18 protein-coding genes are annotated in these 14634 nt (G+C 54.8%); 2 read left to right on the forward strand and 16 right to left on the reverse strand.

The window, feature by feature from the left end; all coding sequences use genetic code 11:
- From L579_RS23360 to fkpA, 9 genes are all read right to left on the reverse strand, one after another.
- A partial coding sequence (locus tag L579_RS23360) for a GTP-binding protein (RefSeq protein WP_235056596.1) occupies positions 1-143 on the reverse strand: 143 nt, incomplete at its 3' end.
- A gap of 69 nt (positions 144-212) precedes the next feature.
- Entirely contained in the window at positions 213-2327 is a 2115-nt protein-coding gene (fusA, locus tag L579_RS13645; protein WP_013510773.1) for an elongation factor G, read from the reverse strand.
- Positions 2328-2420: 93 nt separating this feature from the next.
- On the reverse strand, positions 2421-2891 hold the full coding sequence (gene rpsG, locus L579_RS13650; RefSeq protein WP_013510774.1) for a 30S ribosomal protein S7: 471 nt from the start codon (positions 2889-2891) through the stop codon (positions 2421-2423).
- Positions 2892-2987: 96 nt separating this feature from the next.
- Entirely contained in the window at positions 2988-3362 is a 375-nt protein-coding gene (gene rpsL, locus L579_RS13655) for a 30S ribosomal protein S12 (RefSeq protein ID WP_003852912.1), read from the reverse strand.
- A gap of 130 nt (positions 3363-3492) precedes the next feature.
- On the reverse strand, positions 3493-3780 hold the full coding sequence (gene tusB, locus L579_RS13660) for a sulfurtransferase complex subunit TusB (protein ID WP_036626698.1): 288 nt from the start codon (positions 3778-3780) through the stop codon (positions 3493-3495).
- 9 nt (positions 3781-3789) lie between these two features.
- Complete coding sequence (gene tusC / locus L579_RS13665) at positions 3790-4149, reverse strand: sulfurtransferase complex subunit TusC (RefSeq protein WP_021184808.1); 360 nt, start codon at positions 4147-4149, stop codon at positions 3790-3792.
- A complete protein-coding gene (gene tusD / locus L579_RS13670) occupies positions 4149-4535 on the reverse strand; it encodes a sulfurtransferase complex subunit TusD (RefSeq protein ID WP_021184809.1) in 387 nt (128 codons plus the stop codon). The genes tusC and tusD overlap by 1 nt, the downstream gene beginning before the upstream one ends.
- On the reverse strand, positions 4535-5257 hold the full coding sequence (locus L579_RS13675; protein ID WP_013510778.1) for a helix-turn-helix transcriptional regulator: 723 nt from the start codon (positions 5255-5257) through the stop codon (positions 4535-4537). The genes tusD and L579_RS13675 overlap by 1 nt, the downstream gene beginning before the upstream one ends.
- A 168-nt stretch (positions 5258-5425) precedes the next feature.
- On the reverse strand, positions 5426-6256 hold the full coding sequence (fkpA, locus tag L579_RS13680) for an FKBP-type peptidyl-prolyl cis-trans isomerase (RefSeq protein ID WP_021184810.1): 831 nt from the start codon (positions 6254-6256) through the stop codon (positions 5426-5428).
- Positions 6257-6527: 271 nt separating this feature from the next.
- Between fkpA and L579_RS13685 the strand changes: the two genes are divergently transcribed.
- Positions 6528-6746: a protein SlyX gene (locus L579_RS13685; protein ID WP_013510780.1), complete on the forward strand. Its 219-nt coding sequence runs from the start codon at positions 6528-6530 to the stop codon at positions 6744-6746.
- Positions 6747-6780: 34 nt separating this feature from the next.
- Here L579_RS13685 and slyD read toward each other — a convergent pair whose 3' ends face one another.
- The 4 genes from slyD to kefG all read right to left on the reverse strand — a co-directional run bounded on the left by slyD (position 6781) and on the right by kefG (position 10126).
- Positions 6781-7338 carry a peptidylprolyl isomerase gene (gene slyD, locus L579_RS13690; protein ID WP_021184811.1) on the reverse strand — a complete coding sequence of 186 codons (558 nt, stop codon included), beginning with the start codon at positions 7336-7338 and terminating at the stop codon, positions 6781-6783.
- A gap of 196 nt (positions 7339-7534) precedes the next feature.
- Entirely contained in the window at positions 7535-7735 is a 201-nt protein-coding gene (locus L579_RS13695; protein ID WP_152521888.1) for a YheV family putative zinc ribbon protein, read from the reverse strand.
- Between the two features lie 34 nt (positions 7736-7769).
- Entirely contained in the window at positions 7770-9575 is a 1806-nt protein-coding gene (gene kefB / locus L579_RS13700; protein WP_021184812.1) for a glutathione-regulated potassium-efflux system protein KefB, read from the reverse strand.
- The gene (gene kefG, locus L579_RS13705; protein ID WP_021184813.1) at positions 9575-10126 is read right to left on the reverse strand and encodes a glutathione-regulated potassium-efflux system ancillary protein KefG; all 552 of its coding nucleotides are present in this window, start codon (positions 10124-10126) and stop codon (positions 9575-9577) included. Before kefG ends, kefB begins: the two co-directional genes overlap by 1 nt.
- Before the next feature lie 116 nt (positions 10127-10242).
- Between kefG and L579_RS13710 the strand changes: the two genes are divergently transcribed.
- On the forward strand, positions 10243-12150 hold the full coding sequence (locus tag L579_RS13710) for an ABC transporter ATP-binding protein (RefSeq protein ID WP_021184814.1): 1908 nt from the start codon (positions 10243-10245) through the stop codon (positions 12148-12150).
- 46 nt (positions 12151-12196) lie between these two features.
- Here L579_RS13710 and tauD read toward each other — a convergent pair whose 3' ends face one another.
- From tauD to tauB, 3 genes are read right to left on the reverse strand one after another with little or no spacing between them, the layout of a single operon-like run.
- Complete coding sequence (tauD, locus tag L579_RS13715) at positions 12197-13036, reverse strand: taurine dioxygenase (RefSeq protein ID WP_021184815.1); 840 nt, start codon at positions 13034-13036, stop codon at positions 12197-12199.
- Positions 13033-13866 (reverse strand): taurine ABC transporter permease TauC, encoded by an 834-nt coding sequence (gene tauC, locus L579_RS13720; protein WP_021184816.1) that lies wholly within the window; start codon positions 13864-13866, stop codon positions 13033-13035. Before tauC ends, tauD begins: the two co-directional genes overlap by 4 nt.
- The gene (gene tauB / locus L579_RS13725; RefSeq protein WP_021184817.1) at positions 13863-14630 is read right to left on the reverse strand and encodes a taurine ABC transporter ATP-binding subunit; all 768 of its coding nucleotides are present in this window, start codon (positions 14628-14630) and stop codon (positions 13863-13865) included. Before tauB ends, tauC begins: the two co-directional genes overlap by 4 nt.
- Between the last annotated feature and the right edge of the window lie 4 nt (positions 14631-14634).

Consider the following 14634-nt stretch of genomic DNA (forward strand, 5'->3'; position numbering starts at 1 on the left):
TCGAATGCACGAGCCTGACCGCCGTAGGTTTTAGCCAGAACGGTGGTGATCGCTGCAGTCAGAGTGGTTTTACCGTGGTCAACGTGACCGATGGTGCCCACGTTTACGTGCAGTTTGTTACGTTGAAATTGCTCTTTCGCCATGGCGATAATCCTTACGTTATGCCTTCATCAGTGATGAAGGCATCAGTTCACAATTTTTAAACCGTAGCCTTATTTGCCACGAGCTTCAATAACGGCCTGAGCGACGTTGTTCGGCGCATCATCGTACTTCAGGAACTCCATGGAGTAAGAAGCACGGCCTTTGGTCAGAGAACGCAACTGAGTCGCGTATCCGAACATTTCAGACAGCGGAACCTCAGCGTGAATCACAACGCCAGTTACGTTGGATTCCTGACCGCGCAGAATACCACGACGGCTGCTCAGGTCACCGATGACGTCACCAGTGTTCTCTTCCGGCGTCTCAACTTCAACCTTCATGATCGGCTCAAGCAGTACCGGCTTCGCTTTCTTAAAGCCATCTTTAAAGGCGATAGAAGCAGCGAGTTTAAATGCCAGTTCTGAGGAGTCAACATCATGGTATGAACCGAAGTGCAGACGAACACCCAGATCAACTACCGGATAACCAGCCAGCGGACCTGATTTCAGCTGTTCCTGGATACCTTTGTCAACCGCAGGGATGTATTCGCCAGGAATCACACCACCTTTGATGTCGTTGACGAACTCGTAGCCTTTCGGGTTTGAACCCGGCTCCAGCGGGTACATGTCGATGATGACATGACCATACTGACCACGACCACCAGACTGCTTGGCGTGTTTACCTTCGATATCGGTAACTTTCGCGCGAATCGCTTCGCGGTAAGCAACCTGCGGTTTGCCCACGTTCGCTTCAACGTTGAATTCACGCTTCATGCGGTCAACGATGATGTCGAGGTGCAGCTCACCCATACCAGCGATGATGGTCTGGTTAGACTCTTCGTCAGTCCATACGCGGAATGACGGGTCTTCTTTCGCCAGACGACCCAGAGCCAGACCCATTTTTTCCTGGTCAGCTTTGGTTTTCGGCTCAACGGCGATAGAGATTACCGGCTCAGGGAACTCCATACGCTCCAGGATGATCGGCGCGTTTGGATCACACAGGGTATCACCGGTGATCACGTCTTTCAGGCCGATTGCTGCAGCGATGTCGCCCGCACGAACTTCTTTGATCTCTTCACGCTTGTTGGCGTGCATCTGAACGATACGGCCAAAACGCTCGCGCGCAGATTTCACTGAGTTCAGCACGGTGTCACCGGAGTTAACCACACCAGAGTACACGCGGAAGAACGTCAGGTTACCCACGAACGGGTCAGTTGCGATTTTGAATGCCAGTGCAGAGAAAGGCTCATCATCGCTAGCGTGACGCTCAGCCGGAGTATCTTTACCATCGTCCAGCATACCGTTAATTGCCGGTACGTCGGTCGGAGCTGGCAGGAACTCAACAACTGCATCCAGCATCGCCTGAACACCTTTGTTCTTAAATGCAGAACCACAGGTCACGAGGATGATCTCGTTGTTCAGTACGCGCTGACGCAGAGCGCCTTTGATCTCTTCTTCGGTCAGCTCTTCGCCGCCCAGGTACTTGTCCATCAGCTCTTCAGAAGCTTCGGCAGCAGAGTCGATCAGGTTTGAACGCCATTCTTCAGCCAGGTCCTGCATGTCAGCCGGGATATCTTCGTAAACGAAGGTAGTACCCTGGTCAGCATCGTTCCAGTTGATAGCTTTCATTTTGATCAGGTCAACAACACCGGTGAAGTTCTCTTCTGCACCGATAGCCAGCTGCAGCGGAACCGGGTTCGCGCCCAGACGGGTTTTGATCTGACCTACAACTTTCAGGAAGTTCGCACCCATGCGGTCCATTTTGTTAACGAACGCAATACGCGGAACTTTGTATTTGTTAGCCTGACGCCATACGGTTTCAGACTGCGGCTGCACGCCACCTACTGCACAGTAAACCATTACTGCGCCGTCGAGCACACGCATGGAACGTTCTACTTCGATGGTGAAGTCAACGTGTCCCGGGGTGTCGATGATGTTGATGCGGTGCGGCTCAAACTGCTTAGCCATACCTGACCAGAACGCAGTAGTCGCTGCGGAGGTGATGGTAATACCACGCTCCTGCTCCTGCGCCATCCAGTCCATTGTTGCTGCGCCATCGTGTACTTCACCGATTTTGTGGTTAACACCGGTGTAGAACAGGATACGCTCGGTAGTGGTAGTCTTACCGGCGTCGATGTGTGCACTGATACCGATGTTACGGTAGCGCGCAATGGGTGTTGTACGAGCCATTTTATTCCTCGGTTTTTCGGACGTTCAAAGTTAGTCGACCCCAGCGGGTTGGCCGTTTGAGCGCCCGCTGGTTTAACAACAACTACGTGGCTGTTACCAGCGGTAGTGAGCGAACGCCTTGTTGGCTTCTGCCATACGGTGAACGTCTTCACGTTTCTTAACTGCAGTACCTTTGTTTTCTGCAGCATCAGAAAGTTCGTTCGCCAGGCGCAGAGCCATAGATTTATCACCGCGTTTACGAGCAGCTTCTACGATCCAACGCATTGCCAGAGCATTACGACGAACCGGACGGACTTCTACTGGTACCTGATAGGTAGAACCACCAACGCGACGTGACTTAACTTCGACAGTCGGACGTACGTTTTCGAGGGCTACTTCAAAGGCTTCCAGCTCGTTTTTACCAGAACGCTGAGCCAGGGTCTCAAGAGCGGTATAAACGATTGATTCAGCGGTAGATTTTTTACCATCTACCATCAGGATATTTACAAATTTAGCCAGCAGCTCTGATCCGAACTTAGGATCCGGCAGAATTTTACGCTGACCAATGACGCGACGACGTGGCATGGAAATACTCCGTTGTTAATTCAGGATTGTCCAAAACTCTACGAGTTTAGTTTGACATTTAAGTTAAAACGTTTGGCCTTACTTAACGGAGAACCATTAAGCCTTTGGCTTCTTCACGCCATACTTGGAGCGAGCCTGCTTACGGTCTTTAACACCTGAGCAGTCCAGCGCACCACGAACGGTGTGGTAACGCACACCTGGCAGGTCTTTAACACGACCGCCACGGATCAGGATCACGGAGTGCTCCTGCAGGTTGTGACCTTCACCACCGATGTAGGAAGTCACTTCGAAACCGTTAGTCAGACGCACACGGCAAACTTTACGCAGCGCTGAGTTAGGTTTTTTCGGGGTAGTGGTGTACACACGAGTACAAACACCACGTTTTTGCGGGCAAGCTTCCAGCGCCGGCACGTTGCTCTTTGCAACTTTGCGGACGCGTGGTTTGCGAACCAGCTGGTTAACTGTTGCCATTAAATAGCTCCTGGATTTGCTTTAGCTTTTGCTTCGTAAACACGTAATAAATCGCCTCGTATTACTACGAGGAGGCAGAATTTTAGGGCTGTGTCAAAAGGGTGTCAAGAAATAACCAGGTTTTAGCGTACTACCAGGCTATTTGCTGCTGGTGCTTCGCCGTTAAAGCAACGAATTCAGTATAGTCCACGCAGGTTGCGCTGGTCGAAATTTGTGCAACCAGGCCACGCGCCACCACATCATCCTGCAACACCCAAAGTTTTGCCGCGGTGTTTTGTAACTTTTCCAGCATGGCACTACCCAATAACGCGGCCGTCACGCCGTCCTGGAGCAGCAACAGATCATCCTGCGGCTCCAGCAGCAACAATAAGGTATCGATATCGCATTGCCAGGGTGAATGCATAAGGGTGTAGAGCATGGTGAAGTCTCAGAAGCGAATGATGCGATGATAAGTCGCCAGTTTCTGGCGTAGCGCAGCCGCGTCCAGCACCTCAGCGGGTATCACACGCGGTGACGCAGCGTTGAATCCGCGTGTATGCAGTGATTCCTCACAGACAAAACACTGGTCGATATCATAAAGCGCCAGCACGCCAAAGGTGGCGATATAGTTACGTGCCAGAATCGGCTCAGGCTGTTGATCGCAATTAAGTTGCAGTACCCCATCGCCAATAAAAAACAGCGCAATATCCTCGCTGAGTGCAGCGGTAGCCAGCACCGCATCCAGCCCCTCCCTGCCTGCGCTGCTGCCATGGGGAGGTTGAGTAAAAAGAAAAGCCACACGGTTCATCAGAATTGCACCAAACGGTCACAGGTCAGTGAGGCTTCCGCCAATGCGCCAAGCCCGCTTAATACGAATCCGGGTTGCAGATTACTGCCTGCCAACTGCAAGCGCGCAGCTTCCTGAGCGTCAGTGACACCACGCCGCAACGCCGCAGCCACGCAAATATTCAACGCCACACCGTGCGATTGCTGAAGCTGCTGCCACTCGCGCACCATATCGACTTCATCACTGGCGGGAGCCGTCAGCTGATTGGCATTCAGCACACCTTCACGATAAAAAAACACGCTCTCAAGCTGATGCCCGGCCTGTAACAATGCACGGGCGAATAGCAACGCGCTGCTGGCGTGTTGGGTACCGTAAGCCGGGCCAGTGACCAGCAGGGTGTAGCGCATTAACGATCCTGTCCCTGAAAATCGCCGCTTTTAAACTGACGAATATAGAGATACACCGTGTGCTTGGAGATATTGAGGCGATCGGCAACCTGATTAATCGCGTCTTTAATATCGAAAATGCCCTTCTCGTACATGTTAAGCACAATCTGACGATTCTTGGCATTGTTGGATACATTGCGATCGGCGCTCACTTCCTCAATGGTAAACTCCAGCGTTTGCATCACCAGGTCTTCTACCGAGCTGGCAAAGTTCACGTTAGAGTCAACCTGCTGCATCTCTGGCGGCATAAAGGTCGACATAATCTGCGAGAAAGGCACATCGAGGTTCATGTTGATGCACAGCAGGCCAATGACCCGCTGCTGGCGATTACGAATAGCAATCGTCACCGACTTCATCAGTACGCCACTTTTGGCACGGGTGAAGTAGGCTTTTGAGACATTACTATCCGCACCGTGCATGTCATGCAACATGCGCAGCGCCAGGTCGGTAATCGGTGATCCGACTTTACGTCCGGTGTGTTCGCCATTGGCGATACGCACAGCGGAGCATTTTAAATCTTCCAGTGAATGCAGCACGATTTCACAGTGCGAGCCAATCAGCATCGCCAGACCATCGACGACAGCCTCATAGGATTTCAGGATATCGTAGTCTGCTTGCTCAAACGGACGTTGCTCCAGTAAATCGAAGTCAGTCAGTTCACCGGGATTGAATGGATTAGACATCGAAGACATCACCCTAAATGGCTGGAGCCTGTCACGGCAGCTCTGGGGCAGACTCATTTTGATAGTAGTAGTTGTGCAGGCGCTAGTCTGGCAAATGTCGCCGGGTTATGCCAGAGCTTTGTCATCCATCAGAAATGAAACCGCCGCACTGAGGCGGCGGTAGGCAGATTACTGCGCTTTCTTATCAGCAGCGGCCGGAGCCTGTGCTTTTTCATCGGCTTTCGGCGCCGGTTTGATGTCGAGCAGCTCAACATCGAACACCAGCGTAGAGTTCGCCGGAATACCCGGCACGCCGTTTTTACCGTAGGCCAACTGCGGTGGGATGACCAGCTTGATCTTACCGCCTTTCTTCACATGCTTCAGACCTTCGGTCCAGCCTGGAATCACACCATCCAGACGGAATGACAGCGGCTCGCCACGGGTGTAGGAGTTGTCGAACTCGGTACCGTCAATCAGGGTGCCTTTGTAGTTCACCACCACGGTATCGCTGTCTTTCGGTGCGTCGCCAGTACCTTCTTTCTCAACCTGGTACAGCAGGCCAGACTCAGTTTTCTTCACGCCTTTCTCTTTGGCGAATTTGTCAGCGAAAGCGGTGCCTTTATCAGCATTCTCTTTCGCGTCTTTTTCCATCTTAGCCTGAGCAGCGCCTTTCACGCGGCCTTCAAACGCCTGCAGAGTTTGCTCGATCTCTTCATCAGAGAGTTTGCTCTTGCCGCCGAACGCGTCCTGAACACCAGCAATCAGCTGTTGCTTGTCCAGTTTGATGCCCAGTTTCTCTTGTTCCTTAAGAGAGTTGTCCATGTAGCGACCCAGAGAAGCACCCAGCGCATAGGCTGATTGCTGATCTTCATTTTTGAAGGCAGCATTTTTCGGTGCCTGCGGCGCAGCCTGAGCAGCATCAGCCGGGGCGGTGGTCGCTTCAGCGGCCATTGCCAGCGGGGCATTCAGTGCGATGGCCATTGTGGTAGCTAACAATGTGACTTTAAACAGTGATTTCATCCTTTCTCCAAAACCGAAGCCTCTCGCCTCGGGAATCATTGCGGACTGTGGCCCACACTATAACTTTACGTGGCAGCGGCGAACACTCCCACAACGTAATTATCCGGTCAACCTCTGACCTTTTTTGCATCAGGAAGTTTCATCAGAGATGGTGGCATAATGTCCAGATTCAAGCACCCCTGTGGATTTACGCAAAAAACCAGACGATTCCGGGGTAAAACACGTAGAATCTCGCCCGCAATACGCAAGCACCGTAATATGAGGAGTGGTGATGGAACAAGCAGAATGGGAGCAACGCCTTGAGGCGCTGGAAAGCAAACTGGCTTTTCAGGAACACACCATTGATCAGCTCAATCAGACGGTGGTTCAACATGAACTGGAGATGAGCAAACTGCGCGAGCAGGTGCGTCTGTTGGTCGATAAAGTGAAGGCAGCCGCGCCATCCATGATTGCATCGCAATCTGAAGAAACCCCACCACCGCACTACTAAAGAAAAGGCCACCGCGAAGGTGGCCCTGAAATACTTAGTGGTTGCAACCGCAACCGCCGTGGCCGCCGCAGCCGCCCTGGCCGTGATCATGACCGTGGTCGTGATCATGATCGTGGTGATGACCGTGTTCACCATGAACATGACCGTGCGCCAGTTCTTCCGGCGTCGCTTCACGAATCGCAACCACTTCAACGTTGAAGTTCAGGTTCTGACCCGCCAGCATATGGTTACCATCAACCACAACATGCTCGTCTTCAACTTCAGTGATTTCAACCGGTACCGGGCCCTGGTCGGTTTCTGCCAGGAAGCGCATGCCAACCTGCAATTCGTCCACGCCCATGAAGACATCTTTCGGTACACGCTGCACCAGATTGTCATCGTACTGACCGTAAGCGTCGTTTGCCGGGATATGCACGTCAAACTTGTCACCTACCGCGTGATTTTCCAGCGCTTTTTCCAGACCAGAAATCAGGGAACCATGACCGTGCAGATAGTCCAACGGTGCACTCACCGGTGACTCGTCAACCAACACACCGTCTTCGGTACGAACCTGATACGCCAGGCTCACCACCAGGTCTTTTGCTACTTTCATGATATCTCCTAACCGTTGAGAACTGCGAATCCCGTCTCATTGGTCCATTTTTGCGAGCAAAAACACCAACCAGAAAGGTTCAAGACTGAGGATGCTGACAACGCAATGCCGCATACTGCTCAGCGTTAATGGCGCCGATTGTAGCGGAATTCAATCCCGCTGTAAGTTTAAGCTTAAAAAAAGCTGCGCCATCACGCTACTCGGGATGAAAAATGCCGATCACCTGCTCCTGACTGCGTACCTGATCGCGCACCTGCTTATCGGCTTCGCGCATCTGATGCCCGCACTTCACGCATTCCACCACGTCCACATTGTTTTCACGCCACATCGCCAGCGTGTCCTTCTGCTGACAGTGCGGGCACACCGCACCGGCAATAAAACGTTTACGCATACTGATTCCTGCCCGTTACACACGGATAAGGTAAGTGTAGTTACTCATCATCCCAGCCATCAAACTGACGCTTCTCATGCTGCATTTCGCGCTGGAAGATATCTTCCAGCTCGCGCCGCGCCTCACGCACGCGTGAAACGGTCGCGCTATCGGTTTGCTGGTTAGGCATCAACTCACGCAGCATACGCATATCCAGACGTCGGAAATGATGTTGCGCACGCTGCGCCTGATGCGGATGCATACCCAGCGAGATCAGCGCCTTGCGTCCCAATTCCAGCGCACTGGAGAAGGTTTCACGCGAGAACAGCGTCACGCCCGCCTGCAATAGCTCGTGAGCTTCCACACGACCACGCGCCCGCGCCAAAATCTTCAGTTGTGGGAAATGCTGCTGGCAGAGATGCACAATGGTCATGGCATCTTCCGGCTCATTACAGGTGATAACAATTGATTGCGCCGTTGCCGCACCCGCCGCTCGCAGCAGCTCCAGCTCGGTTGCATCGCCATAATAAACCTTGTAGCCATATTTACGCATCAGGCTGACGGCCGAGATATCGCGTTCCAGCACCGTGATGCGTTTGTTGTTTGCCATCAGCAAACGCCCCACCACTTGTCCGAAACGACCAAAACCGACCACGATCACCTGCGGCTGATCATCTTCAACAAAGGGCTTCTCGCTATCGTCTTCCGCCTCATTAAAGCGATGCGCCAGCAGACGATCAATCCCCTGCATCAGCAGCGGCGTGGTCATCATCGACAGCGTCACCGTCACCAGCAACAACGGCAGTTGATCGCCACTAAACAGCTTCGCCGACGCGGCCGCCGAAAACAGCACAAAGGCAAATTCCCCGCCCTGACTCAGCACCCCGGCGAACTGCTGACGCTCCGAACTGCGCAGGCCATATACCCGCGCCAGCACATACAGCACCAGCGTTTTCACCATCACCAGGATCACCACGCCCAGCAAAATTTCCAGGATGTGGGTGTAGAGCACGCCGAGGTTGAGCGCCATGCCGACGGAGATAAAGAACAACCCCAGCAGCAGCCCCTTAAACGGTTCGATCGCCACTTCCAGTTCATGACGATACTCACTTTCCGCCAACAGGATACCGGCGATAAAGGTCCCGAGCGCCATCGACAGGCCCAGAGCATCCATAAACAGTGCGGAGCCGAGCACCAGCAACAACGACGCTGCCGTGAAGACTTCACGCACACCGGAGGCAGCGATAAAGCGGAAAATAGGACGCAACAGGAAACGGCCACCAATCAGCATCCCGGCAAAGGCCAGCACCTTCATGCCAACCTTCAGCCAGTCCACATGGCCGCTGTCGCCACCCGCCAGCAGGGGCACCAGCGCCAACGCCGGGATCACCGCCAGGTCCTGGAACAACAGCACCGAGAAACCGAGCTGCCCGGCTTCGCTCCGGTTCATCCCTTTATCGCGCATCAACTGCAACGCCATCGCGGTGGATGACATCGCCAGACCGATACCGCCAATCACCGCGGCCTGCCAGGAGAAATCGGTCAGCCACAGCAGAACACCGAGAATCGCCGCAGAAATCAGCACCTGAGCCGCACCCACACCAAAAATCGAACGCCGCAGCGCCCAAAGTTTTGCCGGGTTCAGCTCAAGGCCGATGATAAACATCAGGAACACCACGCCAAGTTCGGAGAAGTGCAGAATCTCATCCACATCGCTGATGAAACCCAGCCCCCAGGGGCCGATGGCAATACCCGCAAGCAGATAACCCAGCACCGCGCCTATTCCCAGCCGCGCGGCGATCGGCACAATCAGCACCGCCGCCACCAGATAGATGACGCCCGCAGTCAGCAACGTTTGACCTTCCATCAGGCACCTCCCTGCGGCAACGGCGCAGAAAGCCAGTCGCTGTAAGCCTGCGCAAAATTACGCAGCACTGCCGGTGTCTGACGCCGCGCCCAGTAGATCACCATCGGTGTCATCCAGTGCATACGGCACATCTGTGCCGTCAGCTCAAACGGCCGCATGATGTCACTCATCGGGTAGCGGTTCAGTCCCTGTTGCGAATAGGCGGTTTCCGGCTCACCGGTGGTGACCACGCTACGCCAGTATTTCCCCTCCAGCGCATTGCCATCCACGCCGCTGGCAAAGCCACGCGACAACACGCGATCCAGCCACTCCTTCAGCAGCGCCGGGCAGCTGTAGGTATAAAGCGGATGCTGGAAAACCACGATTTGATGCTCACGCAGCAGTTGCTGCTCATAGTGAATATCGATAAAAAAATCCGGATAGTGGGCGTATAAATCGTGCACCGTGACGTGGTCCAGTTCCATAGCCGACTGCAGCAAAACCCGATTAGCAATCGAATCCTGTGATTCCGGATGGGCGTAAAGCAGCAGGATTTTGGGTGGCTGCGACATCGTTCCCCTCCAAAGCGTCGTCATAGCGCAGGAATTCCGCTACCATGCTCGACGCAACTAACAGTTCATCTAATTATGTTGCCAGTAAATTAACATATTCTGACGATACGGCGCTTATGATTGTCTTCTCCTCGTTACAAATTCGTCGCGGCACCAATGTGCTGCTGGATAACGCAACTGCGACCATTAACCCCGGCCAGAAAGTGGGCCTGGTGGGTAAAAACGGCTGCGGCAAATCCACGCTGTTGTCGCTGCTCAAAGGTGAAATGAGCAGTGATGCCGGTAGCGCCACCTTCCCGGGCAACTGGGCGCTGGCGTGGGTCAATCAGGAAACCCCGGCGCTGAGCAAAGCCGCGCTGGAATATGTTATCGATGGCGACCGCGAATATCGTCAGCTGGAGTCCGAATTAGCCGATGCCAACGCACGCAATGACGGCAATGCCATCGCGCTGCTGCATGGCAAGCTGGATGCCGTACAGGCGTGGAGTATCCATGCCCGCGCGTCAAGCCTGTTGCACGGTCTGGGTTTCAACCAGGAACAGCTTCAACGCCCGGTGAGTGACTTCTCCGGTGGTTGGCGTATGCGCCTCAACCTTGCGCAAGCGCTGGTGTGCCGTTCCGATTTGCTGCTGCTTGATGAACCGACCAACCACCTCGATCTCGATGCGGTGATCTGGCTGGAACGCTGGCTGAAAAGCTACGAAGGCACCCTGATCCTGATCTCGCACGACCGCGACTTCCTCGATCCGGTGGTGGATAAGATCATCCACATCGAACAGCAAACGATGTTTGAGTACACCGGTAACTACAGCTCGTTTGAACGTCAGCGCGTCGCCAAACTGGCACAGCAGCAAGCGTTGTATCAAAGCCAGCAGGAAAAAGTGGCGCACCTGCAAAGTTATATCGATCGTTTCCGCGCACAGGCCACCAAAGCCAAACAGGCGCAGAGCCGTATCAAAATGCTGGAGCGCATGGAACTGATTGCCCCGGCACACGTTGATAACCCGTTCAGCTTTAGCTTCCGTCCGCCGGAAAGCCTGCCGAATCCATTGTTAAAAATGGAAAAAGTGACTGCCGGCTACGGCGATCGCATCATTCTTGACGCCATCAAACTTAACCTGGTGCCGGGTTCGCGTATTGGCCTGCTGGGGCGGAATGGCGCGGGTAAATCGACGCTGATCAAGCTGCTGGCCGGTGAGCTCTCCCCCATTGATGGCGAAATTGGTCTGGCGAAAGGCATCAAACTGGGTTACTTCGCCCAGCACCAGTTGGAATTTTTACGTGCCGATGAGTCGCCATTGCAGCATCTGGCACGTATCGCGCCGAAAACGCTGGAACAGCAACTACGCGATTATCTGGGTGGTTTTGGCTTCCAGGGCGATAAAGTCAGTGAAGTGACCGAACGTTTCTCCGGTGGTGAGAAAGCCCGTCTGGTACTGGCGTTGATCGTCTGGCAGCGTCCCAACCTGTTGCTGCTCGACGAACCAACCAACCACCTCGATCTCGATATGCGTCAGGCTCTGACCGAAGCGCTGATTGATTTTGAAGGCGCCCTGGTGGTGGTGTCGCATGACCGCCATCTGCTGCGCGCCACCACCGATGACCTCTATCTGGTACACGATCGTAAAGTGGATATCTTCGAAGGTGACCTGGAAGATTACCAGCAGTGGCTGAGCGACCTGCAAAAACAGCAGGCGCAACAGGATGCCGCCCCCAGGCAGGATAGCGGCAACAGCGCCCAGGCCCGTAAAGATCAGAAGCGCCGTGACGCCGAACTGCGCGCCCAGACTCAGCCGCTGCGTAAAGAGATTGAGAAACTCGAAAAGCAGATGGCCAAGTGGCAGAGCCAGTTGAGTGAAGCTGAGCAGCTGCTGTCAGACAGCGCAATTTATGATCAGAGCCGCAAAGCGGATCTGACCGCTGCGCTTCAGCGCCAGGCAGAGAGTAAATCGGCGCTGGAAGAGGTGGAAATGGCGTGGCTGGATGCGCAAGAACAGCTGGAGCAGATGCTGGCCGCACCATAACAGCCCATTCCGTATCGGCGCGATTTATCGCGCCGATACGGACGTGTTACACCGGAACATCGCCTAAAACCGTCGCGCGCTGCATCACCCGCCGCGCCGGATAATAATCCGCATTAGCGTAATGCTGCGTCACGCGGTTATCCCAAATCGCCACATCATTCTCCTGCCAACGCCAGCGCACCTGAAACTCCGGCTTCGTAATATGGGAGAACAGGAAGCCCAGCAGGGCATCGCTCTCCTTTTCACTCAACCCAATCAGCCGCGTGGTAAATCCTTCATTGACGAATAACGCCTTACGCCCGCTAACCGGGTGAGTGCGGATCACCGGATGCGTCACCGGCGGATGTTTCGCCACCGCCTGCTGCCAGCGCTGATGTTCCTCTGCAGTTTTGCGATATTTGAACTCCTGAAAAGACTTTTTAAAATCGTGCTCGGCCCGCAACCCGGCCAACAACGTCTTAAAGGGTTCCGATAACGCCTCATACGCCGCAATGCCGCTGGCCCACAACGTATCACCGCCGCTTTCCGGCAACAGCTTAGAAGCCAGAATGGCAATCGCCGGGGGTGTTTCGATAAAGGTGACATCGGTGTGCCAGTTGTCGTTATCCGGCGGATTATCCTGATGGGTATCCAGCACGATGATTTCTTCCACGCCCGGCGCATGGGGATAGACGGGATGAATATGTAAATCACCGAAGCGTACCGCCAGCGCACGCTGCTGCTCCGGGGTAATCACCTGATTACGCAGGAACAACACCTGATGCCGCAACAGGCCATGATAAAGCTGTTCAAATTGCGCATCGCTCAGCGGGCGACTGAGATCCACATCGCTCACCTGCGCACCGATATTCGGCCCCAGTGCGCTAAAAGTCACACGTTCGTTCATTGCTGCTCTCCATTCCACGGCGTCAGGCGACGCTGCAAAGCGCGCAGACCCAGTTCTAAACTAAACGCGATCAACGCAATCACCAGGATGCCCGCCAGCACCACATCCGTCGCCAGAAACTCCCCGGCTGACTGCACCATAAAACCGAGGCCGCGCGTGGCGGCAATTAACTCGGCGGCGACCAGCGTTGACCACCCCACCCCGAGGCCGATACGCAGCCCGGTCAGGATTTCCGGCAACGCCCCCGGCAGAATCACCCAGCGCAACAGTTGCCAGCGCGTGGCACCCAGCGCCTGTGCGGCACGGATACGGACCTGCTGCGCATTTTTCACCCCGGCCAACGTGGACAAGGTGACAGGCGCGAAAATCGCCAGATAAATCAGTAAGATTTTTGAGGTTTCGCCAATGCCGAACCAGATCACCATCAACGGCAGATAAGCCAGCGGCGGCACCGGGCGGTAGAGTTCAATCAACGGATCGAGCAGCCCACGAATCGCCGGACTCAGCCCCATCGCAATCCCAACCGGAATGCCGATCAGCGCCGCAAAAAACAGCGCCACCAGCATGCGCGTCAGGCTGGCACCGAGATGCTGCCACAGCGTGGCATCCATAAAGCCCTGCGGGCTGGCAATCAACAGCAGCTTTTTCAGCACCTGCTGCGGCGCAGGCAGAAACAGCGGCGCAATCAATCCCAATGCCGTAACGCCCCACCACACCAGCAACAGCACCGCGACGCTCAGCAAACTGAGCGACAATTGCCGGGAAAACGGCCAACGCAGGCCACGGCGACGGCGCGCCGCCCGTGCTTTGTCATCAATTAATGCGCTCATGCAAACGCCTCCCGCTGGGCAAACACCTGATTCAGCACGTATTCGCGGCGTGCAATAAACGCCGGATCGGATTTAATGCTGCGGCAGGGTTCCCCGTCAGCGAAGCGTTGACCAAAATCGAGTTTCAGCCGCTCCACCACGCGTCCTGGCCCAGGTGAGAGCAGCACCAGCTCGCTGGCGAGGAACACCGCTTCCTCAATGTCATGCGTAATCAACAGGATCTGCTTGCCGGTATCGCGCCACAGCGTCAGTAACAGGGTTTGCATCTGTTCACGGGTAAAGGCATCAAGCGCGCCGAAGGGTTCATCTAACAGCAGCAGCTGAGGGTCAGCCGCCAGCGCACGCGCAATCCCCACGCGCTGACGTTGACCCCCAGAGAGCTGCCAGATAAAACGCTTTTCCGCTCCCTCCAGCCCGACTTTGCGAATCAGACGACGCGCGATGCTATGACGCTCCGCTTTTGCCATCCCCGCCAGTTGCAGACCAAAGGCCACGTTGTCGATCACATTGCGCCACGGCAGCAGCCCTTCGTTCTGAAACACCACGCCACGTTCAGCGCCCGGCCCGTTAACCGATTTGCCATCCAGCGTGATGCTGCCGGACTCCAGCGGCAGGAATCCGGCGATTAAATTCAGCAGCGTGGTTTTGCCACAGCCTGACGGTCCCAGCACCACCAGCAGTTCACGCTGATCCAGTTGCAGATTGATATCCTGCAACGCAGGTTGTCCGGCGTAACGCGCATTCAGATGGGTGATGCTGAGCATAGGA

Origin of the sequence: Pantoea sp. AS-PWVM4 (assembly GCF_000468095.1) — a bacterium.
GTDB lineage: Bacteria > Pseudomonadota > Gammaproteobacteria > Enterobacterales > Enterobacteriaceae > Pantoea > Pantoea phytobeneficialis.

Coding starts and splice junctions, on each gene's coding strand:
- slyD (WP_021184811.1), bottom strand. CDS start 7,338: ATGAAAGTAGCAAAAGACCTGGTGGTGAGCCTGGCGTATCAGGTTCGT.
- kefG (WP_021184813.1), bottom strand. CDS start 10,126: ATGTCGCAGCCACCCAAAATCCTGCTGCTTTACGCCCATCCGGAATCA.
- tusC (WP_021184808.1), bottom strand. CDS start 4,149: ATGAACCGTGTGGCTTTTCTTTTTACTCAACCTCCCCATGGCAGCAGC.
- tauC (WP_021184816.1), bottom strand. CDS start 13,866: ATGAGCGCATTAATTGATGACAAAGCACGGGCGGCGCGCCGTCGCCGT.
- rpsG (WP_013510774.1), bottom strand. CDS start 2,891: ATGCCACGTCGTCGCGTCATTGGTCAGCGTAAAATTCTGCCGGATCCT.
- L579_RS13710 (WP_021184814.1), top strand. CDS start 10,243: ATGATTGTCTTCTCCTCGTTACAAATTCGTCGCGGCACCAATGTGCTG.
- kefB (WP_021184812.1), bottom strand. CDS start 9,575: ATGGAAGGTCAAACGTTGCTGACTGCGGGCGTCATCTATCTGGTGGCG.
- tusD (WP_021184809.1), bottom strand. CDS start 4,535: ATGCGCTACACCCTGCTGGTCACTGGCCCGGCTTACGGTACCCAACAC.
- fusA (WP_013510773.1), bottom strand. CDS start 2,327: ATGGCTCGTACAACACCCATTGCGCGCTACCGTAACATCGGTATCAGT.
- L579_RS13675 (WP_013510778.1), bottom strand. CDS start 5,257: ATGTCTAATCCATTCAATCCCGGTGAACTGACTGACTTCGATTTACTG.
- tusB (WP_036626698.1), bottom strand. CDS start 3,780: ATGCTCTACACCCTTATGCATTCACCCTGGCAATGCGATATCGATACC.
- tauB (WP_021184817.1), bottom strand. CDS start 14,630: ATGCTCAGCATCACCCATCTGAATGCGCGTTACGCCGGACAACCTGCG.
- L579_RS13685 (WP_013510780.1), top strand. CDS start 6,528: ATGGAACAAGCAGAATGGGAGCAACGCCTTGAGGCGCTGGAAAGCAAA.
- fkpA (WP_021184810.1), bottom strand. CDS start 6,256: ATGAAATCACTGTTTAAAGTCACATTGTTAGCTACCACAATGGCCATC.
- tauD (WP_021184815.1), bottom strand. CDS start 13,036: ATGAACGAACGTGTGACTTTTAGCGCACTGGGGCCGAATATCGGTGCG.
- rpsL (WP_003852912.1), bottom strand. CDS start 3,362: ATGGCAACAGTTAACCAGCTGGTTCGCAAACCACGCGTCCGCAAAGTT.